We start from the raw sequence: 23,102 nt of genomic DNA on the forward strand, positions 1-23,102 counted from the left end.
ATTTTATGAAAGGAATAATGAATAAATATTCATTATACAAGGTGGTTAAATGGAAAAGATGAATAAAATGCCCCCTCTTTTGATAAGCATTGCCTTGGTGCTGGTGCTAATTGGTTGTTCTGCTACGGCCAGCAGTGATATAGGTAAATCTAGTGATATTGGAGAAAAACGAATTATCAGCATAGCGACGGTACAGCCCGATGACCATTCAATTACTAAAGCACTGTACAAATTTAAAGATTATATTGGAGAAAATCTTGGGGATAAATTTGAAGTAAGGATTTTTAATAACGCTGTAATGGGTGGGAATACAGAGGCAATTGAATTGTTGCAGATGGGCAGTCTCGATATTGTTGCTACAAGTGGAAGCAATCTGGAGTCCTTTGCCAAAGAATATAAGATTTTTGGTTTACCATATTTGTTTAATGATGAAGCAAGTTTTCGCAAAGTTATGAACAATGAAGACTTCATAAAGCAAATTTATAACTCTACTGTTGATGACGGGATTCAAGGTGTAGCCTGGTTTGCCAATGGTGTTAACAACTTTTATTCTTCAAAAAAATTTGAAACTCCGGCAGATTTAAAAGGGTTGAAGATACGCGTACAATCCAGTGAGGCGAATGTCAAGATGATACAAGCATTTGATGCTGCGGCAGTTGTGATGGCTCATGGTGAAGTATATACCGCATTGCAAAATCGTGTGATTGATGCCGGGACTAACCCTGAGGTGGCGTTAGTTAGTTTGAAGCATGGTGAGGTTGCAAAATATTATTCCCGGACGGAACATCAGATATTTACGGATATGCTCGTAGTCAATTCCAAATTTATGGATTCTCTTACGAACGAAGAAAAGGATATCTTTCAAAACGGCTTTAAAATGACTACTCAAGTTCAAAATGAAGAATGGGATAAACATATTCCGATATTAATAGAAGAGGCAAAGGAGATGGGGGTTGAGTTTATTACTGTCGACAAAAAGCCATTTGAAGAAATGCTAAAACCGGTAACTGAAGAATTGCTAGATATGTACCCAGAAATAAAGCCTTTATATGATAAGGTTCAGGAAATCCAGAACTAAAAGAAGGGAGAGGATGAGATGAAGAAGTTTAAAAAAATTTTGGATAAGGTGCTTTCCGGTGTGTGTGCTGGACTTCTTGCTTTTATGACGCTCATTACCATTTACCAGATTACGTTGCGGTATGTATTTAATAGCCCAAGTACCATGTCTGAAGATATATTGAGTTATTCATTTGTCTGGGTATCGTTGCTGGGAACAGCATTAGTATTTGGCCAAAAAGACCATATGAGATTATCTTTCTTTTCTGATAAGGTGAAAGGAAGAGGGCAATTAGCAATATCCATCTTTTCCGAATTACTTATTTTGGCTGTTGCTATTAGCGTCTTTTTAGTCGGAGGAAAAGCGGTGATGGGGGTCGGAGCATTACAGATCTCCCCTACACTGAGCATTTCTATGGATTGGATTTATATCATCCTTCCGATTAGCGGAGTTTTGATCATTATCTATAGCTTAATTAACATAATCCAAACGATACAGGAATTTAATGAGAGCGGAAAGGGGGAATTGCAATGAGCATAGCACTATCAGCAGGCTTATTAATTTTTGTTGCGCTTATAATTTTATTACTGCTGGGCATTCCGATTGGAATCTCACTGATTATTTCATCGATTTTAGCCATTGTTTACTCCTTAGGTTTTTCAGCAGCGATACCAGCATCGGCTTTAAAAATGTTTCAGGGGATTAATATTTTTACACTATTGGCCATTCCTTTCTTCATTTTAGCAGGCAATATCATGAACAAAGGTGGCATTGCAGTCCGCCTAATTAACTTTGCAACTGCCTTGACTGGAAGAATTCCAGGTTCTTTAGCCCATACAAATGTAGTAGCGAACATGCTGTTTGGATCTGTATCCGGTTCAGGAGCAGCAGCTGCATCTGCAATGGGTACAATCATTGGTCCGATCCAAAAAAAGGAAGGATATGATGAGGATTTTTCAGCGGCCATTAACGTTGCCACGGCTCCTACAGGTCTATTGATCCCACCTAGTACTGCTTTGATTACGTACGCTTTGGCAAGCGGAGGGACTTCCGTAGCAGCCCTATTCCTTGGTGGAGTCATTCCGGGAATATTATGGGGTCTAAGCTGTATGGTTGTCATATACTTCTATGGAAAAAAGAGAGGTTTTGTTGCAAAAAGTTCCATAACAGCTAAAGAATTACTTAAAGTAACGTTTGAGGCAATTCCAAGCTTACTGTTAGTTTTTATCGTTATTGGCGGTATAGTCGCTGGTGTATTTAGTGCAACTGAAGGTTCTGCCATTGCAGTTGCTTATTGTTTATTACTATCCATGTTATTTTATAAAACGATAAATATGAAAGAATTATATAGTATTTTGCTAGATAGTGCCAAGTTATCGGCAATTATCATGTTCTTAATTGGTGCATCCAACATAATGGCATGGGTAATGTCATTTACTGAAATTCCTTCTTTAATAGCTAATGCAATATTGGGAATTTCGGAAAATCCAATTATTGTTTTGTTGGTAATTAATTTACTATTACTGTTTGTCGGTACTTTTATGGACCTGACTCCTGCAATTTTAATTTTTACGCCAATTTTATTGCCTGTGTGTACAGCGTTAGGGATGACACCTTTACATTTTGGTATTATGCTTACGTTTAATTTGAGCATTGGAACCATTACACCACCAGTAGGTAACATTCTCTTTGTAGGTATAAAAGTGGCCCAAAGAAAACTGGAAAGTGTCATGCCACACCTATTTAGATTTTATGCAGCGATTTTCGTTGTTCTTATGCTGATCACATATGTTTCTTGGTTTTCAACATTCCTGCCAAAGTTAGCAGGTTACTCTTGAACCGATTAATCAGAATATTAATTATTATTTAAGCTTTTAAAGTTTTTATACAAATTGCATTTCAATAAGCTATTGTAATACGAACGTCACTAAACTTGTAATTGTGGCTGACTTGTGAAATCGTAACAGTACTATTTGATGTACGTAGAATTACAACATGTTGAGAGAATGATTTAATTAGACTTCCCAATAATTATGGAGGATTAGAAATGAATAAACTAAAAAAAGCACTAGATAATAATCAAATTGCTTATGGTATTTTTTCAGCTTTAAAAGATCCTGCAGTTATAGAAATATTGGGGTATGCTGGCTATGATTTTGCCGTCATTGATTTAGAACATTCCACATTGGATCTGTCAACAATGGAACATATGATTAGGGCAGCCCAGATTGCAAACATAACATCCGTAGTTAGAACTCCTCAGGAAGATTACGGTACTATTTTGAGGGCTGTAGAGGCAGGTGCAGATGCAGTAATGGTACCGCATTTAATATCAAAAGCACAAGCTGAAAAAATAGTGGCAATGGCAAAATATCAACCAATTGGTCAACGAGGTCTAGATGCTTCAACAAGATTAGCCAAATTCGGTGGCGTAAGTGTGAATATTGAAAACCATATGAGAAGCCAAAATGAAAGATTACTAGTTATCGGGATGATTGAAGATGCTGAAGCAGTCTTAAATATTGATGATATTGTAACTACAAAGGGCTTAGATCTATTATTTATTGGTGCAACTGATTTATCTGGATCGTTTGGTTATCCTGGGGAAGTAACGCATCCAATTGTCCGTGAAGCGATTCAAAAGGTAATTAACAAAGCAAATAATGCTGGAGTCAAAGTGGGTATCCCGGCTTTTAAACCAAATCAAGTAAGAGAAGTAATAGATATGGGTGTTAGTTACCTTACAACACCTGCTGTAGATGCCTCATATTTAACGCAAAGTTTAAAAGCTCATCTTGAATCTGTCAAATTATGATGATGTAGGCAGACAAATATTAACAAGGAGTTGTTAAAGTGATGGACATAAAACAGAAATTACTAATGTTATTTGAACACAATAAGATAGATAGCGGATATTTTGATGTAAATGCTTTTAGTGTAGAGGCAACTGTATTTACTAATAAAATTCGAGATATAAAAGCAAATAACACATTACTTACCCATGAACCCATATTTTCACTTAATCAAAAAAGAGGTGAATCTATTAAATGAGTAAATCAAATGTTTTAGAATGGAGTATCGAGCAGCTAAGTAAGAGCATAAAAGAAAAAGAAATTTCTCCTGTTGAAGTGTTAAACACAAGCCTCAATTTGATTTCAGCGAAAAATAAAGAGTTGAATGCGTTCATTACAATAATAGAAGAAGAATCAAAAAAAGCTGCTAAACTAGCTGAAGAAGAAATTATTAATGGTAATTATAAGGGTCCGCTTCATGGAATTCCTATTGGATTAAAGGACTTAATTTGTACTGCTGGAGTGAAAACTACCTTTGGATCTGAAGTATTTAAGGATTATATTCCTAATTTTGATGCAGAGGTTGTTACGAAATTAAAGGACGCTGGAGCCATTTTGATCGGCAAATTAAATATGCATGCATTTGCTTATGGAACAACAGGAGACCGATCGTTTTTTGGACCAGTTAAAAATCCGCATAACCCTCAAAAAATAACAGGAGGGTCAAGTTCCGGATCCGGAGCAGCTGTAGCTTCCTATCTATGTTACGGCTCAGTTGGCTCGGATACAGGGGGATCGATTAGGATGCCTGCTTCGATGTGTGGAATCGTAGGAATGAAACCGACGTTTGGAAGGGTGAGTAAGTATGGATCCATACAATTGTGCCCAACATTAGACCATCTAGGTCCTATGACTCGAACGGTTACCGATAATGCTCTGATGTTAAACGCATTGTCTGGTTTTGATAAAAAAGATAGCTATTCGGCTTATTCCAATAAAGAAGACTTTACAGAAGGTATTAATATAGGGATTAGAGGTAAAAAAATCGGGATTCCTACTTCCTTTTATTTTGATATTATTGACACGGAAGTTCGCCGTGTGTTTGATTTAGTAGTTGAAAATTGCCGACAACTTGGTGCCGAAATTGTGCCCGTTGAGCTTTCTGGTTTGAATGAACTTCTTACAGCACAGCAAGTTATTTTGGCTGCTGAAGCATATACATCGTTAGAGAAATATTTAATAAATACACCCGAACAGATTGAAGAAGAAGTAAGATCACGAGCGATTGCTGGGATGCTTATTCAAGCTAGTGAATATATTCAAATGTTACAAATAAAACATAAAGCAATTGATATGCATAATGAGGTTTTTAAAAAGGTTGATGTAATTTTGACTCCTACTTTACCGATGGTACCAACTAATATTGAACAGAGAGTGACAAATTCTTATGGTTTACAGGAGCATGTCCGTATTTTTGCGCGATTAACAGGTCCAAGCAATACTACCGGGCTTCCAGCAATTTCTGTTCCAGGTGGTGTATCGGAATGTGGGTTGCCGATAGGCGTACAATTTATTGGAAAAGCCTTTGCTGAAGCTGAACTTTATCAATTTGCTTACGCGCTAGAACAAACTGAAATATACAGTTCAGCTCTTTCTTTTGATAGAATTGCAAATTCCAACTTGGAAGAAGTAATGGAGTAGTCGGAAGGGGGATAAAATGGAGATTTTTACTCTTGGTGATAAAAAATATCAGGCAAAAAAGGACTGGATACAATTACCACAAAATAAATCATTAAATAATATTTCTGGGATTTCAACTGACAATAACGGACGCATATATGTGCTGCAACGAAGCAATCCATTTATGTTAATTTTTTCAAAAGATGGTGAACTTGTTGATGAGTGGTTCGATCAGACTCTCTCAGATGGTCATTATTTTCGAATAACAGTGGATGGTAGAGTATGTGTGGTTGATAGAAATCATCATAGGATAGTGATATTTAATAGTTCGGGAGAGATTCTTCAAGTTATTGGGGATCAGGAGAATCCGGGTGGTTTAGGTGTACCCTTTAATCATCCTACCGATGTAACGGTGAATGATAATGGTGATTTCTTTGTTTCAGATGGTTATGGAAACTTTTCTGTACACCACTTAAATTCGAGTGGTGAATTGATAAATACTTGGGGAAGACCTGGAAAAGGTGAAGGGGAATTTACAGTACCTCACTCAGTATTGATAGATCAACAAGATCGTGTCTTAGTTGCTGATCGTGAAAATAATAGAGTTCAAATCTTTAATCAAAAGGGAGAATATTTGGATGAAATTAAGAATCTATATCGTCCAATGAGCATCTATGAAGATAAGGATGGTTTCCTATATGTAACTGATCAGTCACCTACATTAAGTCTGCTTAGTCCAAATGGTGAACTTCTTGGAAGGTTTCTTACTTTGGGAACAATCGGTCATGGTGTGACTGTTGACGAAAATGGTGATATTTATATTGCTGAGATGTTTCAAGATATGATTATTAAATTTATACGTTTAAGTTAAATGACTTAAAAATTTGTATGCCAGTGAGTTTCGATATTCTATCGCCGACACACTGGCTCTCTTCTTGAAAGGATTGTGTTCACCAAAAGAACTAATAATGACTAATATGAAAAAGAAGAGGGCCTACAATTGCATTATCGAATCAACAAAATGTCTAAAAGGTTCTAAAATAGAACAATTCTAGATAGTTCCTTATAGGGGATTTTTCATTAAATAGGTTTTTCTTATATAGTTCTTACAAATAAGGCTGTAAAAAGAATTATTGGAAGATGCCTTGCAATTCAGGCAATGTAATATGGGCCTTTTAAATTCGCTTGATTTTATAAAACAGAGTTAAAGGGTTAAATATCATTCTTGCCTGTTCACATGGACCAGAATGAACACATAGGAAAGAAGGGCAGAGAGGAGTTAATATCGTTTAGGATAAGAGGATTAATACATTTAAGTAGTGCTTCTATATAGACATAAGCCACTTCGGCAGATCAGGGAGTAAGAAGCAGTGCCATCATGAAGAGAATTCGGGTTAGATAATGGACTGCTTTTGCCCTTAATTATAAAATTACATATCAGTCTTTGCTAGGGTGGTTCTCAAGGATTTTTTTCCTCACAAAATTCAAGTGTTTATACATCTGTTTATATGACTCATATGGGTCCCTCTTCATAAGTGCTTCATAAATGGCAGTATGATGCTCAACTGTAATCTCGGGTTCCCGATAATTAATGAGACTGTCCGTTTTCTCATGAGTAATAAGTAGGGAATCAATCATACCTTCCAAAACGGGATTTTTTGCACTTAGTGCAATAATTCTATGGAATTCTCTATCATGAGAACCATAATTTAAATCAGGACTATTGGAGATAAGATCAATTGTTTCTTTTAATTTCTTCAAATCTTCCTCTGTAATTTTTTCGGCAGCAAGAGTAACTAAACCCAACTCCAAAGTCATTCTGGCTTCAATAATCGCAGGTAAATTATCCATCGATAATGCCAGCATCACCATAAAAGGTGTTTTACCGATTTTTTTATTTATAAATGTACCTCCACGGGGCCTTTTTGTAATCATTTCCAGAGTTTCGAGAGAACTTAGCGCTTCGCGTATAACTGGTCTGCTTACACCTAGTTTCTCCATTAATTCTAATTCCGGGGGGAGCCGATCCCCTGGTTTCAACTGACCGCTTTGCAGGAGCTTAACAATCTGATCCAAAACCTGCTGAGACAATGTATTTCTAGTGATTGATTCCACGGTATATTTCTCCATAAAAACCCTCCTTATTTAATTATTGTATGACAATTTAACTGTTTGTTCAAGGTATTTCATTAATAAAGTTTTCCCGTAAACATGTAAAAAACTCACTAGCGTTTATACCGTTAAACTTTTATTTTTTCAATTTAGTAGCGTTAATGAAAAAAGGAAAACAGGGCAATGAAGGACTTGTCTATTGCTTAAAGCGACATAAATGGAGTAGAGATTAGACTTATCCCCATATTGGTAACTCATGACACATACTAGATTAATAGATTTGAATATTTATATTTGACAGAATATTTTAATTGTATTACAATAATACATATAGAAATTAATTAATTAATTATTTTGAAAGGTGGATTTCATATGACAACGCAAAAAAGGCAGACGCCAAAAGGGATTTTAGGATTTCCAGTAGCTCCCATGGATACAGAAGGGAATTTAGATTTAGAAGGATTGGGGAAAAATATTGAGTTTTTAATTAAAGAAGGTCTATCTTCTATTTTTGTAGCGTGTGGGGCAGGAGAATTACATGCAATCAGTGATGAAGAATACAGATCCATTGTGGAAGTGGCTGTTGAAAAGACAAAAGGCAAAGTTCCTCTATATACAGGCGTTGGCGGAAACATTACGCATGCTTTGAAGCAGGCAAAGATTTCTGAAGAGCTTGGTGCGGATGGGTACTTGATTTTACCGCCTTATTTAATCGACCCATCACAGGATGGCCTTTACACTTATTTAAGTGAGATTATTAAAAGCACGGATTTGAATGCGATTGTTTATCAGCGTGATAATTGTATTTTTGAAGCCGAAACACTTCAGAAACTATGCGAACTTCCACAACTTGTCGGGTATAAAGACGGCCTTGGTAATATGGAAAAGAACGTGGAGTTTACACATCTGATCGGGGATCGTTTGGAGTGGATCAACGGGATGCCGTTAGCGGAAGTGACGATGGCATCGTATGTAAACTTAGGATTTACCTCCTATTCATCAGCGATTTCAAACTATATTCCTCACATTTCAGCGAAATATTACGAGGCGCTTCTAAGTGGCGATAAAGAAGTGGTACATGACCTTTACGAAAATGTGATTTTCCCGATTCATCGTATCCGTAAACAGAAGAAGGGCTATGCCGTTTCGCTTATTAAAGCGGGCATGCAAATTGTTGGTCTTCCTGTGACAACAAATGTCCGGGCACCGATCGCACCTGTTGAAAAGGGGCATTACGAAGAGCTGAAAGTCATTATTGAAAAGGCACTGGAAAAGTATCCCGCAAAAGTAGCGGCTGTTTAATAGGAGGTAATTATGACGACAACAACTGAAGCAAGAATAAAAACCTATTTGAATTATATTAACGGCGAGTGGGTCGCTTCTGAAACAGGACAAACAGGCATTAGCAAAAATCCTGCTCGGATTGATGAAGTTGTAGGGGCTTATCAACTTTCTTCAAGCAATGATTTCGACAAAGCAGCTACTGCTGCACGGCAAGCCCAAAAAGCGTGGCGTAAACTTGCTGGTAATGTGCGTGGCGATTATTTGTTGAAGGCTGCGTCCATTATGGAAGAGAGAATCGATGACATTGCAACGGCCATGACACTTGAAATGGGCAAGACTTTCCCGGAAGCGAAAGGGGAAACTGCGCGTGGTGTAGCCATATTACGCTACTTTGCAGGCGAAGGAATGCGGTCGGTTGGTGATGTGATCCCTTCGACTGACAGCGAAGCATTGATGTTCACAACTAGGGTTCCGTTAGGTGTTGTCGGTGTGATCACGCCTTGGAACTTCCCGGTAGCCATTCCAATGTGGAAAATAGCCCCGGCGCTTATTTATGGAAATACAGTGGTTCTTAAACCCGCAAGTGAGACAGCGGTTACGAGTGCAAAAATTATTGAGTGCTTACATGATGCAGGAATTCCAGCAGGTGTTGTGAACTTAGTTACGGGTTCTGGTTCTTTGATTGGACCAGAAATGGCAAACCATAAAGAAATCGATGCCATTACGTTCACAGGATCGAATTCGGTTGGAAAACAACTGGCTCAAATCGCTGTTTTAAGGGGTATTAAATACCAACTTGAAATGGGAGGAAAAAACCCTGTAATCGTTGCGAACGATGCAGATCTGGATTTGGCCGTTGAAGCGACAATCAGTGGTGGATTAAAATCATCTGGACAAAAATGTACAGCAACGAGCCGGGTTATCGTTCAGCAAGATGTCTATGAAGCATTTAAAGGGAAACTACTTGAAAAAGTTGCTGCAATTACTGTCGGAGACGGGATGGAAGCAGGGACTTGGATGGGGCCTAGTGCAAGTCAAGGACAGTTGGACACGGTACTTTCCGCAATCGAAAAAGGAAAATCGGAAGGTGCTACGCTTCTCCTTGGTGGAAATGAAGTGAAAAAAGAAGGTTTGAATGGCTACTTTGTGGAGCCGACTGTTTTTGAAAATGTATCATCTGATATGGCACTTGCGCGAGAAGAAATTTTTGGGCCGGTTCTTGCTCTGATGAAAGTAGATACGATTGAAGAGGCACTTGAATTGGCAAATGACTCGGAATACGGACTGAGCGCTTCCATTTTTACAACGAATATTAGCAATATGCTGTCGTTCATCAATGAAATGGATGCTGGTCTTGTACGCATCAATGCAGAAAGTGCGGGGGTTGAATTGCAAGCTCCTTTCGGTGGCATGAAGCAATCCAGTTCTCATTCACGTGAACAGGGGCAAGCGGCAAAAGAATTTTATACATCAATTAAAACGGTATTTATCAAATAAGAAATAATGTATGGGAGTTATGCGAAGAGACACTTAACTCCTTATTATTCTAAACCAGATAACTTTGCATCACTTCAAATTATAATAGAAGCATTGCGGGATAGACCAGCAAAAATCGTTGGTCTATATTCCGTTGTATAAGGTTTTCGGTGAAAAAGAACAAACGTGTTGAGGAGGATGACCATGCGTTTTATCGACGAGCAAGAGATAAAAAGCCTGATTACAATGGAAGATATTATCGATACTATTGAAGATTATTATTTGAATGACGGGGAGAAAAAGTCGCTCGTTCCGGAACGATTATTCATTAATGATGACGACAATTCTGCGTTATTGATGCCCTCTTTTTATGAAAATTATTATGGGGCGAAACTGATCGGGATCGCTCCAGGAAATGCGGCAATCGGTGAAGCAACGTTGAGGGGGATCTTTTTATTGAATGAAAGGAAGACAATGAAACCACTTGCCATTTTAGATGCACGAACTATCACTGCGATGCGGACCGGGGCTGTAAGTGGATTGGGGATGAAATATTTGGCTTCTAATGAGACATCAACCATCGGCATTATTGGAACTGGCGACCAAGGATGGAGTCATTTGCAGGCAGCATGCGCTGTGAGGAAAGTGCACCGGGCTTTAGTTTATAATCGGAGTGTTGAAAGACTAGATTCGTTTGTGGAGAAGGCTAAGAGGGAATTTCCATCTATTCACTTTGAAATTTCAGAACCCGAAACTATTTTGAAAGAAGCACAAGTAATCATTACAACTACAACCTCAACGGATCCGGTTATCCCTTACGATGGCAAGGTAGATTTGACTGGGAAACATTTTGCGGGTTCGGGTGCATTTAAATCATTTATGCAGGAAATACCAGACGCAATTATTAAAGAAGCTGATTATATTTACGTTGATACAAAAGCGGCATTTTCGGAGTGCGGTGAAATGATAACCGCTAAAACCTTTGGCCATAGTGAAAAGACAGTTCCCGAATTAAAAAGCCTTATTCAAGGCGGTAAAAATGAAGAGATGAAGGAAAAAACAACCATTTTTAAGTCGGTAGGCGTCTCCATTTTTGACATCCTTACAGCGAAATTGGTGTATGAACGACTGAAGAAATAAATTAATACAACTTTAGAGATTTCACTCGAGGAATGGGGCTTTTTTGAGGATTGGATGAAATCCATTGAATAAAAAGGTTATTCATTAATAAAATTGATTCACTTTTGATTATAAAAATATTAAAAGTCTGTACAAATAAATATAGAATTTAATTCTCTAAAAGATAGAAATGATTTTATATAAACGTTTCAAGTTGTAGGTTAGGACCAATCCTAGGAATTTCAATTCCTCAATGCAAAAAAAAAATTACTTTTGCCTCAAACAAGAGATTTCGACCATTATAAACACATCCTAGATGAATAGAGACTGACTTGTCATAGTCAGTCTCTATATGATAAACATCCGTAGGAATCTTTCTTTTTAATATCAAAGTTCCATTTTGAGCCCCAAAACTGCATTTTAACTCCTCTTTTCGCCTCAAAAAATCACTTTTGGCTAGAAAAAACACGTTTATGGCTTTTTTAACCAATTTCCTTTTTTTATATATTAATACTAATGTTGAGCTACCTAGGAATATATGGATCGTGCACAATCGAAAGGCTATGAAAATGGAAAAATTAAATTATGAAACCATTCAAAGGTATCAATCTTTCGAGGATGTAGAAGAAATGGACAAAGCGGTTAGCGGCTTTTTATACATACATAAATCGTCCTTTTCACAAGGTGCGTTGATGGTTCTCCAGTTTATTTGAAGGCATTCGGTTAAAGTGGTGGGCGTGTCACTTGCAAAATACCATACGATTGCCGAAGCTGTTCAGCTTTCCCGAAGGACCGTTATTGGGCTGTTCAAAAACTTGAAAAATTAGGATTTCTTAAGAAAATCGCACCGGCGCGAATGAATGGGAAACAAGGTGTGAATATACTTATCATTCAACCATTCCTACCTATTGACGAGCTTAAAAATAATATGTCACCCCACCTGTCACTCCTATTAAAAACAGAGAAAAAACATGATTCGCTCTGTGAGAATAAACATAACGAAAAGAACGTAAAGAAACTCGACAAAATGGATACAAATAAGCAGCTAGATATTAGTTTTCTGCCTAAGTCTGTTCATCCTAAGTTTAGTGAGGCAGCATCACCATTTTTCTATGCCATTGACATTTATTAACTGTGGCAGCGTGCCTTGATTGCTTACCAAAAAAGCAAACTTGAAAAACCTTTCGAAGAGGTTATTGAAATCGTTGTCAGTGCGTTTAAACAAACTGTGTTTATGCAAATGGCGAGTGAGATTCATACGACATTTGAAGGATATTTTTACTCCGTTGTTTATGTGAATTTGCTTGCTAAAAAGCGGCAGGAATATAGGCATTATGGATTTAACGTTTTTAGCGAATTCATTAATGGAAATGATTATTCAATGGAATTAAAGTAATGTTGATCATATGTTCATGATTTGGCATGAGTTTGAACAGAAAATATCTAATACTGATTTAATCAAAGTGATCTTGTATGTTTTTGAGTCATAATGTGATAAAAAGTTGTTGACAATAATTAAACGAGGATTTTTCCTTGAATTTCAAAAAAGTCCTACAAGATTAATAAAATCATAATCTGTAGGACTTTTCCATATATCCATAATTCATAGGAGTACGATGGTTAAAAACATGGCGAGAGTGGTTAAATCTTTTGGCCGTAATCAACTTGTTAATAATTGAAATCCATTAGTGTCGAAAAGTTAGAAATCAATTGTATGAAGTAATACTGGTATCCAAATTGATTGAATAATTTAGGGTAGCAAAAGTATAGTTTTCATCCTAGTAATTAAAAGAAGCGCACCACCTTGACTGAATAATTAAAACATTCAAAAAATTAATTGTACGAATTAGGATTTTATATTATAATCAATGTACGTACAAGATAGGTAATGTATAATCTGTTGTACGAGCAAGTTGTTGACATGCAAATTGATTTAGGCCATATGTTGTGTAGTAAACATTATCTATTGGATGATGAAAAAATTCTGGAGGTATAAGTTGTGAAATTAACTAAGATTAGAAACCAAATGGAATTTTTAAATATTGATGGATTGTTTGTAACAAATAGAGAGAATATCCGTTATTTAACCAATTTCACGGGTTCTGCTGGGGTTGTATTGATTACGAAATCAAATGCTATCTTCTTAACTGACTTTCGATATTCAAAACAAGCACGTGAACAAATTATTGGGTATGAGATTGAGGTATGTGGGCAGTCGAATACATTAATGCAGACTGTTTTTAATCAGATCAAAAGGCTTAGAATTTCTAGATTAGGATTTGAGACAAATCATATTACACATGCGGAATATTCACTACTTAAGGAAGAAATTGATGTTGAATTAGTTGCTGTAAAAAAAGTTGTAGAAACACTGCGTACAATAAAATCAAAAGACGAAATAGATAAAATTAGAACAGCTGCTTCCATTGCGGATTCAGCCTTCCTGCATATACTCAATTTTATTAGACCGGGTGTTACAGAAGTTGAGGTCTCAAATGAACTAGAACACTATATGCGATTAAAAGGTGCGTCATCAAACTCTTCAACAATTATTGTGGCTTCGGGCTATCGCTCTGCTTTACCACATGGGGTTGCCAGTGAAAAGATCATCGAAAAAGGGGATATGGTGACACTTGATTATGGTGCATTATACCAAGGATATCGGTCAGATATGACAAGAACAGTAGCTGTCGGTGAACCAGATACGAAATTAAAAGAAATCTATCAGATTGTCCTAGCTGCTTTATTACGTTGTACTAGTGCAATCAAACAAGACATGCCAGCTAAAGAGGTTGATGCTATTGTTCGGGATTATATTACTAAACAGGGATATGGTGAATATTTCGGGCATGGGGCAGGACATGGAATTGGGTTGAACATACATGAAGATCCATTCTTCTCTAAATCATCAGATCAAATTGTTAAAGCGGGCATGGTAGTCACTGTTGAACCTGGTATTTATATACCTGACCTTGGTGGCGTTCGTATTGAAGATGATATCGTTATTGGTGATCAACAAAATGAGATTATAACAAAATCACCGAGAGAATTGATTATTATCTGAGTACAAAAAAAGATTAAGAAAGTATAAGAATTGGTAAAAAAGGAGGAATATAAATTGATCAAAACGCAAGTAGAAACAAGAGCTCAAGCCTTTGAACTAAGGGATGTATCCGTGACAGGTGGACCTTTCAAATATGCGATGGAATTGAATAAGGAATATTTATTACAGCTTGAACCTGATCGCTTGCTTGCTAGATTTAGAGAATATGCGGAATTAGAGGTAAAAGCACCTCAATATGAAGGCTGGGAATCTATGACTCTATCAGGTCACTCACTTGGTCATTATTTGTCTGCTTGTTCCATGATGTATGTTTCATTAGAGGATCAGCGGTTCAAAGAACGTGTTGATTATATTGTTGATGAGCTGCGGGTATGTCAAACTGCTCATGGAAATGGATATGTTTCAGGGATTCCAGGGGCAAAAGAGGTGTTTCAAGACGAGGTTGCTAAAGGAGATATTCGTTCAAAAGGCTTCGACCTTAATGGCTTATGGGCACCGTTATATACGATTCATAAGTTATTCGCCGGTTTACGTGATGCCACTCACCTTGTTGGAAACCCATTGGGGATTGAAATTGCAGTGAAATTAGCGGACTGGTTATATGATTGTCTATACCATCTCGATGATGATCAAATGGAGAATTTGATGGGCTGCGAGTATGGGGGTATCAATGAAGTGTTGGCTGATCTATATGCAGATACAGGTGATATGAAGTATATGAAGTTTGCCGAACGTTTTTGGCATAAATCTGTCCTAGATCCACTTGCTGAACGGAAGGATAGCTTGTCAGGTTTGCATGCGAATACACAAATTCCAAAGATAATTGGACTTGCTCGTCAATACGAGTTAACGAATGATACGAAGCGAAAAGAAACAACCGAGTTCTTTTGGGAGCAAGTAGTTAAACATCATTCATATGTAATCGGAGGAAATAGTTTTGAAGAATACTTTGGTGAGCCAGATCAATTAAGTAATAGGATTGGCCCACATACAACGGAAACATGTAATACGTACAATATGTTAAAGCTAACCAATTATTTGTTTGAATGGAATAGTTCTGCACAAGTTGCTGACTATTATGAGCGTGCTCTATTAAATCATATTTTAGCTTCTCAACATCCGGTACAGGGCGGGGTTACATACTGTATATCCTTGGATATGGGTGGTTTCAAGGATTATAATAGAAAGTTTGATCATTTCACATGTTGTATCGGTACAGGAATGGAAAACCATGCAAGTTACGGAAGTAGTATTTATTTTCATAATCAAGATAAATTGTTTGTCAATCAGTTTATCCCATCAACCCTGCAATGGAAGGAAAAAGGAATATCCATTGTTCAAGATACAGCATTTCCTGAAGATGATTCAGTTATCCTGAAGATTTCTTGTTCGGAAGACGTGAATTTCTCCCTTCATATTCGATACCCGTATTGGGCTGAGAAAGGGGTAGAATTAGCAATTAATGGTGTGGCACAACAAGCTGAGCAGAAGCCAAGTTCATTTATAAAAATTGATCGTCTATGGCAAAATGGAGATGAAATAAAACTGAAAATGCCAATGACATTGCGACTTGAACAAATGCCCGATAATCCGAATAGGGTTGCTATCATGTACGGACCTCTCGTTCTTGCAGGGGAACTTGGACCTCTCAATGATCCAAAAGCAGCCGAAAACTTATATACCCCTGTCATGATACCAAAGGATAAGTCGTTAACGGAGTGGTTACAGCCAGTAGAAGGAAAACGAAATACATTTGTAACAGTCAATGCGGGTTATCCAAGAGATGTCAATTTGTATCCATTTTATCGTATACACGATAAGATGTATTCTATTTACTGGGATTTATTCACAGAGGATGAATGGGAAAAATTAAATGTGGAGTATCTCGAAGCCAGAAATAAATTAAGTATTCTCGAGAAAGCAACGATTGATTATGTACAGCCAGGTGAAATGCAACCAGAGCGTGACCACAATTTTGATGGTGAAAATACCCGCGTTATATCATTACAAAGTCGAAAAGGAAGAACCGCTTATGATGGATGGTTCACTTTTGACTTAAAGGTCAACGAATTAGAAAATATTACGCTGGTCATTTCCTATGCGAAGGATTTGCAAAGAAGGGAAACAGAGTACGATATTTTTGTTGAAAATACACTGTTGAATAATCCAAAAGAGGGCTTTAACGAGACTACTAGATTCCATAATGTCACCTATGATCTTCCGAAAAAAATTTACGAAGGAAAAGAAAAAATAACAGTGAAATTTCAATCACATAAACAAGGAAGAGTTCGAAGGGTATTTGGATTACGAATGGTGAATAAGGATGAATACACAAAATTAGTCACAACTAATTAGTAAAATTAAATAAGATAAGCTAGCTTCTAGATATTTATATCTGAATTTTCGGGAAATAAAAAAATAGCATATTTTAATAATTGTAGGAGAAAGGGTGTTACCAGTTGAAGGTGAAGATTCAGGATTCCTTTTGGTCAAAATACCAAGAACTTATCCACAATGTAGTCATTCCATTTCAGTGGGAAGTAATGAATGATACTCATCCTGACACGGAACCAACCCATACTATTCAGAATTTCCGAATTGCTGCAGGTGAAGATGAAGGTGAATTCCATGGGATGCGATTTCAAGATAGTGATTTAGCAAAATGGCTGGAAACTGTAGGACATACATTAGCCCATATGCAAAATCGAGACTTAGAGGAACTAGCTGATGAAGCAATTAAATTAATTGGAAGAGCACAGCAACCTGACGGGTATTTGAATACTTATTTTACTGTAGCAAGGCCAGGTAAGAGGTGGACAAATCTCCATAATGATCATGAGTTATATTGTGCTGGCCATATGATTGAGGCAGCAGTTGCTTATTATCATGCAACAGGGAAATCAGAACTAATAGACATTGTTTGTAAGTATGTCGATCACATTTCCACTGTAATCGGGCCAGAAGTAGAAAAAATCAGAGGGTATGATGCACATCCAGAAATCGAACTAGCATTAGTTAAGTTATACCGTGTTACAAAAAATCCGCAACACCTTCAATTGAGCAAATTTTTCGTAGAGGAACGTGGTGCACAAAAACCACATTTCTTTGACGTCGAAGCAAATAATTATCCTGAAAATTTCGTGCGTCATCGAGAAAAAGATTATTCACAAGCACATATCCCTATAAGAGAACAGGTAACAGCTGAAGGTCACGCTGTACGAGCTATGTATTTATATAGCGCTATGGCTGATCTTGCAAAGGAGTATGATGATCAGGAATTATATAGTATTTGCAAAAAGATATGGAATAATGTTGTTACAAAAAGAATGTATGTAACAGGTGGAATCGGTTCACAAGCAAATGGGGAGAGATTTACGATTGATTATGACCTGCCAAATGATCGATCCTATACTGAAACATGTGCGGCAATTGGATTTGTATTTTGGGCAAGAAGAATGTTAGAAATTAGCCCTGAACGTGAATATGCAGACAGTATGGAACGAGCTTTATACAACGGAGTCTTAAGTGGAATGTCACAAGATGGAAAAAAGTATTTTTATGTTAATCCCTTGGAGGTTTGGCCGGAAGCTTGTGAATTTCGACATGATTTAAGGCATGTGAAAAATACGAGACAGCCGTGGTTTGGCTGTGCATGTTGCCCGCCTAATATTTCGAGATTAGTAGCTTCATTAGGTGAATATATTTACACCCAAAATGAAGATGAACTATTTGTTCATTTATACACTGGAAATAAGTTAAACTTCCAAGTGGGAATTGAGACAATCCAACTTGCACAAGTAACGAATTATCCATGGGAAGATACTGTTCAAGCTCATATTCAACTTAATAATGATACCGTTTTCACCCTTGCTCTTCGATTACCAGAGTGGTGTGAAAATCCGCAAATATTCGTAAATCAAGTGAGAATCAACCTTTCAGGATGTATAGAAAATGGTTATGCGAAAATAAAGCGAACTTGGAAAGACCAAGACCAAGTCACACTCATCTTGCCTATGACCATACAGAAAGTAAGGGCTCATCCACATGTCAGAGAAAATATCGGGAAAGTGGTGCTCCAAAGAGGACCGATTGTTTACTGCCTGGAAGAAGTTGATAATGGGAAAAATTTACCAATTATTACACTATCAAAAAACTCTGATCTCATTATCGACTTTGATGATGGGGTATTGAAGGGAGTGCCTATTATTAAAGGGAATGCGTATCGTTATGATAGTTCGCATTGGACAAATAAATTGTATCAATCAACCGCTGCAATCAAGGACGATGTAATTCCAATCAACATAATAGCTGTCCCTTACTACCTATGGAATAATAGGGGACCAGGGGAAATGATTACATGGATTCATGCGAATTAAAGAAATGTTTCTAAATGAAGGTGTTAGCCTTGGAAAAAGCTAATTTTCATAAGACTGCACCATTCCGTCATGATTAATGTTGACTTCTGATTGCGAAAAACAGTCAGAAAATTGTTAAAATTTAGTGTCTGTAATCAGACTCTAAACGGAGGTGTCACATGTGAAAAGAAATAGAACTGGCGGTGGAATAGAAAGAATGGAAAGGAACTGGGGGATTTTACTTGCTACCCCAGCTATACTGGGCTTCTTATTATTAAATCTGGGACCTATGCTCTTTTCATTCTACATAGCCATGACAGACTGGAGGGTAGGTGGAGTTCCTACTTTCATAGGGCTTGATAACTTTATAGGGATGTTTACCGGGGACAGGCTCTTTAAGAAATCAATGTTTGTAACAACGTATTATACACTTGGAAGTGTTCCAGTAGTAATAGGCGTTGCCTTCTTTGTTGCGATATTACTTAATCAAAAGGTAAAGGGGTTAAGTGTTTTTCGTACAATTTTCTACTTACCAGTCTTAGTTCCAAGTGTAGCAAACTCAATGCTGTGGCTATGGATCTTCAACCCGGATTTTGGTCTTATGAATACTGGTTTGAAAGCAATCGGGCTACCTGGTCTCATGTGGCTTTATAGTGAAACAACAGCAATTCCATCGCTGATCTTAATGAGTTCATGGGCAATGGGAAATACGATGATCATTTTCTTAGCAGGATTACAAGGAGTGCCCCGTCATTTGTATGAAGCAATAGAAGTAGATGGGGGAAATGCTTTCCATAAATTGAGATATGTGACAATACCACTCATGACACCTGTTATCTTCTTTAATCTTGTGATGGCTTTGATTAATACGTTCCAAGTATTTAACGAAGCATACATTATGACGAATGGCGGACCAAACCATGCCACTTATTTCTATGTATTCAATTTATTTGAAAAGGCTTTTAGACAGACTGAGATGGGATATGCAAGTGCCATGGCAGTTATTCTATTCTTCGTTATTATGGCTGTTACAGCACTGGTTTTCAGAACTGCAAAATCATGGGTTTATTATGAGGGGGAGAAATCGTAATGAGCTTGCAAGAAGTACAAACGAATACAGAACCCAAAGCAACAATAATAGTAAACACTCCAAAGTTTACAATTGGGCGAGCTCTAATCTATTTTATTTTAATTGCACTGAGCGTTGTAATGCTATTACCTTTTGTATGGTTAATACGCAGTTCGTTTATGAGTAATACACAAATCTTTACATTTCCACCAGAGTGGGTACCGAATCCATTTTTATGGGAGAACTATCCAAAGGCATTAACGGTCGTTCCTTTTCTAAAGTACTTAATAAATACGTTAATCTTAGAATTTTGGAATGTTGCAGGGACACTGATCACATGTTCATTAGCTGCTTTTAGTTTTTCCCGATTGAAATGGAAGGGGCGAAATCTTGTATTTGGGATTATCTTAACTGCACTAATGTTACCATATGCAGTAACATTAATCCCTACTTTTATACTTTGGCAAAAACTAGGGACAATTAATACCATTATTCCATTAACTGTGCCATCTTGGTTAGGAACTCATGTGTTTGCCATTTTCCTATTGAGACAATTTTTCATGACGATACCAAAAGAGTTAGATGAAGCTGCTTATATTGATGGTGCCAATCCATTTCAAGTACTATGGAGAGTTATTATCCCATTATCGAAACCAGCCTTTATCGTTGTGTTCATTTTTACTTTTATCGCTGTTTGGAATGATTTTCTTGGTCCACTCATTTACTTGCAAGATCGTGAAAAATTTACATTAGCTGTAGGATTAGCACAATTTAGTGGTTTATACAATGCGCAATGGGGATATTTAATGGCGGCATCAACAGCTATGATTACTCCGATTATCATTATGTTCTTTATTGCCCAGAGATACTTCTTAGAAGGAATAGCACTAACAGGTGTTAAAGGATAATGCAATAATAAGTAAAACATTTTGAGAGCTTAAAGGAGGTGTTTTCAGTCTACATCACCAAAATATTAATTTATTAAAATAATGGAAAAATCAGAGAGGGGAGTTATTTTTGAAAAAGATTAAGAGTTTTATGCTAATCATTTGTTCTGCTCTATTGATGTTGGCTGGATGTCAAAGCTCTAAAAGTAATAGTAGTAATAATAGTAGTAGTAGTAATAGTACCAGTAGCAGTAATAGTAGTAGCAGTAGTGAAGATATAGTAGAGTTAAGATTTATGTTCTGGGGCGGGATTGCTGAACAACAATCCGTTCAGTACATGGTGGATAAATTTAATAATGAAAATCCAAATATTAAAGTAAAAGCTGAACACGTTCCAGATGAATATGAAACCCGACTTGTAACATTAATGGCTTCAGGAGACTTACCAGATGTAGCCTATGTTCCTGAAGGGTTGGTCTTACAATGGGGAATTGATGGGCATATTATGGATTTAACAAAATATGAAAAAGACTATCCTGAACTTGCTAGCCGAATTCCTGAAACTTATTTGTACTATGATGAAGGGAAACATCTAGGGAACTCAACAGCAATCGAAGTTATGAATATTTACTATAATAAAGATTCTTTTGAGAAGGCAGGTGTTGAGCCACCTCCAACAAATATTATAGATGCATGGACGTGGGATGAATTTTTAACAGCAGCGAAAAAACTCACTATTGATCGAAATGGCAATAATGCATTAAGTCCAGACTTTGATCCGAAAAATATTCAACAATTCGGTATTGATACTCCAACATACTGGGCAGCATGGTATCCATTTGTCCGAAATAATGGCGGAGACATTGCAAATGAAGAAGGTACTGAGTTTACGATGAATCAACCGGAAGCTGTAGAGGCCTTACAATTATTACAAGACTTGATTCATAAACATCACGTTGCTCCAACACCAACTCAACAAGCAGATATGCCAGAAACAACAATGGGGCTAGATACGAAGCGATTTGCAATGTTAATCGACGGCCAATGGAGTTTGAATGATTATAAAGAAATGGATGTGAATTTTGGTATTGGTGTATTACCAAAAATGAAGGTTGCAGCTAAATCAGTTACTAGCGCTGGTGCGACCTCAATTTTCTCTAGTACAAAACACCCTGAAGAAGCCCTTAAATTCTATCTCTATCATAATGATCCTGAGATTGTAAACTTATATGAAGATGGATTGTGGATGCCTGTTCAAGATAAGTACTATAAAGACCAAAAGTTTACAGATAAGTGGTTAAAAGATGGTGTTCATCCGCCAGAATATAAAGAAGCTGTTATAGATTATACATTAGAAGGTATTTATCGAAACCCGGCAGTTACCTTGAAAAACTGGAGTGCTATTCGTACAGAAGTCTTTAGTACTATGGATCTATTATGGCTAGGTCAAGGATCTGCGCAAGAATTAATGGATAAGCTTTCTGAACATGTTAATCCATTGTTAAAAGGAAGATACCCAACTAGGGGTGAATAATGAATCCATACAATGGTACGGGGCTGTATTGGCTCCGTACTATATTCATAATTATTTCTTTCGTTCTAGTCAATCTATTTGTTATTACTGAAATATAGGGGGCACATCAAATGGGGACAAACGGATTAATGGATTTTATTTATCGAGCGAGTGATTGGATTATCAGACTTGCATATGTTAATTTTTTATGGATGTTATTTAGTATTCTAGGTCTAATTATTTTTGGAATATTTCCTTCAACGGTTGCGATGTTTACAGTTTTACGTCAATGGATACGAAGTGATAAGGACATTAAGGTATTTAAAACCTTTTGGAGTACATTTAAGTCAGAATTCCTAAAATCAAATATTTTAGGATTTATTTTACTTGGAATTGGCTTCATTCTTTACATAGACTTTAAGTTTTTCTCAACGATTGACGGCTGGGTTGCGACAATCCTCAACTTAGTGTTACTAAGTTTGTTTGTCATTTATGCAATTGTTGTGTTATATATTTTCCCTGTAAAAGTCCATTTCGAATTGAAAACAATACAATACTTTAAATATGCACTCGTTATTGGAGTTTCTTTTCCAAAAACTACTCTTCTTATTGCATTAAGCGTCTTAATATTACAATACATCATGTCGTATATTACCATATTGATTATTTTCTTTCTTGGTAGTTTAATTAGTTT

General features: G+C 36.9%; 21 protein-coding genes. 20 read left to right on the forward strand and 1 reads right to left on the reverse strand.

The genetic code is table 11. The features are described from left to right. Positions 1-49: 49 nt before the first annotated feature. The 7 genes from V7164_RS14380 to V7164_RS14410 all read left to right on the forward strand — a co-directional run bounded on the left by V7164_RS14380 (position 50) and on the right by V7164_RS14410 (position 6,400). The gene (locus V7164_RS14380; protein ID WP_335354417.1) at positions 50-1,078 is read left to right on the forward strand and encodes a TRAP transporter substrate-binding protein; all 1,029 of its coding nucleotides are present in this window, start codon (positions 50-52) and stop codon (positions 1,076-1,078) included. An 18-nt stretch (positions 1,079-1,096) separates the two neighbouring features. Further along, entirely contained in the window at positions 1,097-1,591 is a 495-nt protein-coding gene (locus V7164_RS14385; RefSeq protein ID WP_335354418.1) for a TRAP transporter small permease, read from the forward strand. Between the two features lie 2 nt (positions 1,592-1,593). Then, positions 1,594-2,895 carry a TRAP transporter large permease gene (locus tag V7164_RS14390; RefSeq protein ID WP_335354433.1) on the forward strand — a complete coding sequence of 434 codons (1,302 nt, stop codon included), beginning with the start codon at positions 1,594-1,596 and terminating at the stop codon, positions 2,893-2,895. A gap of 209 nt (positions 2,896-3,104) precedes the next feature. Further along, a complete protein-coding gene (locus tag V7164_RS14395; RefSeq protein WP_335354419.1) occupies positions 3,105-3,872 on the forward strand; it encodes an HpcH/HpaI aldolase family protein in 768 nt (255 codons plus the stop codon). 38 nt (positions 3,873-3,910) lie between these two features. Beyond that, on the forward strand, positions 3,911-4,108 hold the full coding sequence (locus V7164_RS14400) for a hypothetical protein (RefSeq protein ID WP_335354420.1): 198 nt from the start codon (positions 3,911-3,913) through the stop codon (positions 4,106-4,108). Then, a complete protein-coding gene (locus V7164_RS14405; RefSeq protein WP_335354421.1) occupies positions 4,105-5,550 on the forward strand; it encodes an amidase in 1,446 nt (481 codons plus the stop codon). Before V7164_RS14400 ends, V7164_RS14405 begins: the two co-directional genes overlap by 4 nt. 16 nt (positions 5,551-5,566) lie before the next feature. Beyond that, positions 5,567-6,400: a hypothetical protein gene (locus tag V7164_RS14410; protein ID WP_335354422.1), complete on the forward strand. Its 834-nt coding sequence runs from the start codon at positions 5,567-5,569 to the stop codon at positions 6,398-6,400. Positions 6,401-6,966: 566 nt separating this feature from the next. Here V7164_RS14410 and V7164_RS14415 read toward each other — a convergent pair. After that, positions 6,967-7,659: a FadR/GntR family transcriptional regulator gene (locus V7164_RS14415; protein WP_335354423.1), complete on the reverse strand. Its 693-nt coding sequence runs from the start codon at positions 7,657-7,659 to the stop codon at positions 6,967-6,969. Positions 7,660-8,013: 354 nt separating this feature from the next. Here V7164_RS14415 and kdgD point away from each other — a divergent pair, with 354 nt between their 5' ends. The 13 genes from kdgD to V7164_RS14480 all read left to right on the forward strand — a co-directional run. Then, on the forward strand, positions 8,014-8,943 hold the full coding sequence (gene kdgD / locus V7164_RS14420; protein ID WP_335354424.1) for a 5-dehydro-4-deoxyglucarate dehydratase: 930 nt from the start codon (positions 8,014-8,016) through the stop codon (positions 8,941-8,943). A gap of 12 nt (positions 8,944-8,955) precedes the next feature. Beyond that, the gene (gucD, locus tag V7164_RS14425; protein WP_335354425.1) at positions 8,956-10,422 is read left to right on the forward strand and encodes an alpha-ketoglutaric semialdehyde dehydrogenase GucD; all 1,467 of its coding nucleotides are present in this window, start codon (positions 8,956-8,958) and stop codon (positions 10,420-10,422) included. 183 nt (positions 10,423-10,605) lie between these two features. Further along, complete coding sequence (locus V7164_RS14430; RefSeq protein ID WP_335354426.1) at positions 10,606-11,541, forward strand: ornithine cyclodeaminase family protein; 936 nt, start codon at positions 10,606-10,608, stop codon at positions 11,539-11,541. A gap of 548 nt (positions 11,542-12,089) precedes the next feature. Further along, positions 12,090-12,233 (forward strand): hypothetical protein, encoded by a 144-nt coding sequence (locus V7164_RS14435; RefSeq protein ID WP_335354427.1) that lies wholly within the window; start codon positions 12,090-12,092, stop codon positions 12,231-12,233. A gap of 161 nt (positions 12,234-12,394) precedes the next feature. After that, positions 12,395-12,652, forward strand: a complete 258-nt coding sequence (locus V7164_RS14440) for a hypothetical protein (protein ID WP_335354428.1) — start codon at positions 12,395-12,397, stop codon at positions 12,650-12,652. A 15-nt stretch (positions 12,653-12,667) separates the two neighbouring features. Then, entirely contained in the window at positions 12,668-12,916 is a 249-nt protein-coding gene (locus tag V7164_RS14445) for a hypothetical protein (RefSeq protein WP_335354429.1), read from the forward strand. A 603-nt stretch (positions 12,917-13,519) separates the two neighbouring features. Beyond that, entirely contained in the window at positions 13,520-14,584 is a 1,065-nt protein-coding gene (locus tag V7164_RS14450; protein ID WP_335354430.1) for a M24 family metallopeptidase, read from the forward strand. A gap of 54 nt (positions 14,585-14,638) precedes the next feature. Continuing rightward, a complete protein-coding gene (locus V7164_RS14455; protein ID WP_335354431.1) occupies positions 14,639-16,939 on the forward strand; it encodes a beta-L-arabinofuranosidase domain-containing protein in 2,301 nt (766 codons plus the stop codon). 110 nt (positions 16,940-17,049) lie between these two features. Next, entirely contained in the window at positions 17,050-18,960 is a 1,911-nt protein-coding gene (locus V7164_RS14460; protein WP_335346467.1) for a glycoside hydrolase family 127 protein, read from the forward strand. A 196-nt stretch (positions 18,961-19,156) separates the two neighbouring features. Further along, positions 19,157-20,029: a carbohydrate ABC transporter permease gene (locus V7164_RS14465; RefSeq protein WP_335346468.1), complete on the forward strand. Its 873-nt coding sequence runs from the start codon at positions 19,157-19,159 to the stop codon at positions 20,027-20,029. Further along, positions 20,029-20,916: a carbohydrate ABC transporter permease gene (locus V7164_RS14470; protein ID WP_335346456.1), complete on the forward strand. Its 888-nt coding sequence runs from the start codon at positions 20,029-20,031 to the stop codon at positions 20,914-20,916. Before V7164_RS14465 ends, V7164_RS14470 begins: the two co-directional genes overlap by 1 nt. Positions 20,917-21,025: 109 nt before the next feature. Then, positions 21,026-22,429, forward strand: coding sequence for an ABC transporter substrate-binding protein (locus tag V7164_RS14475; RefSeq protein WP_335346457.1), 1,404 nt, complete (start codon positions 21,026-21,028; stop codon positions 22,427-22,429). Positions 22,430-22,539: 110 nt separating this feature from the next. Beyond that, positions 22,540-23,102, forward strand: a 563-nt coding sequence (locus V7164_RS14480; protein WP_335354432.1) for a YesL family protein, incomplete at its 3' end; no start/stop codon positions are given.

It is taken from the genome of Bacillus sp. JJ1474, from assembly GCF_036965225.1.
Classification (GTDB): Bacteria; Bacillota; Bacilli; order Bacillales; family Cytobacillaceae; genus Cytobacillus.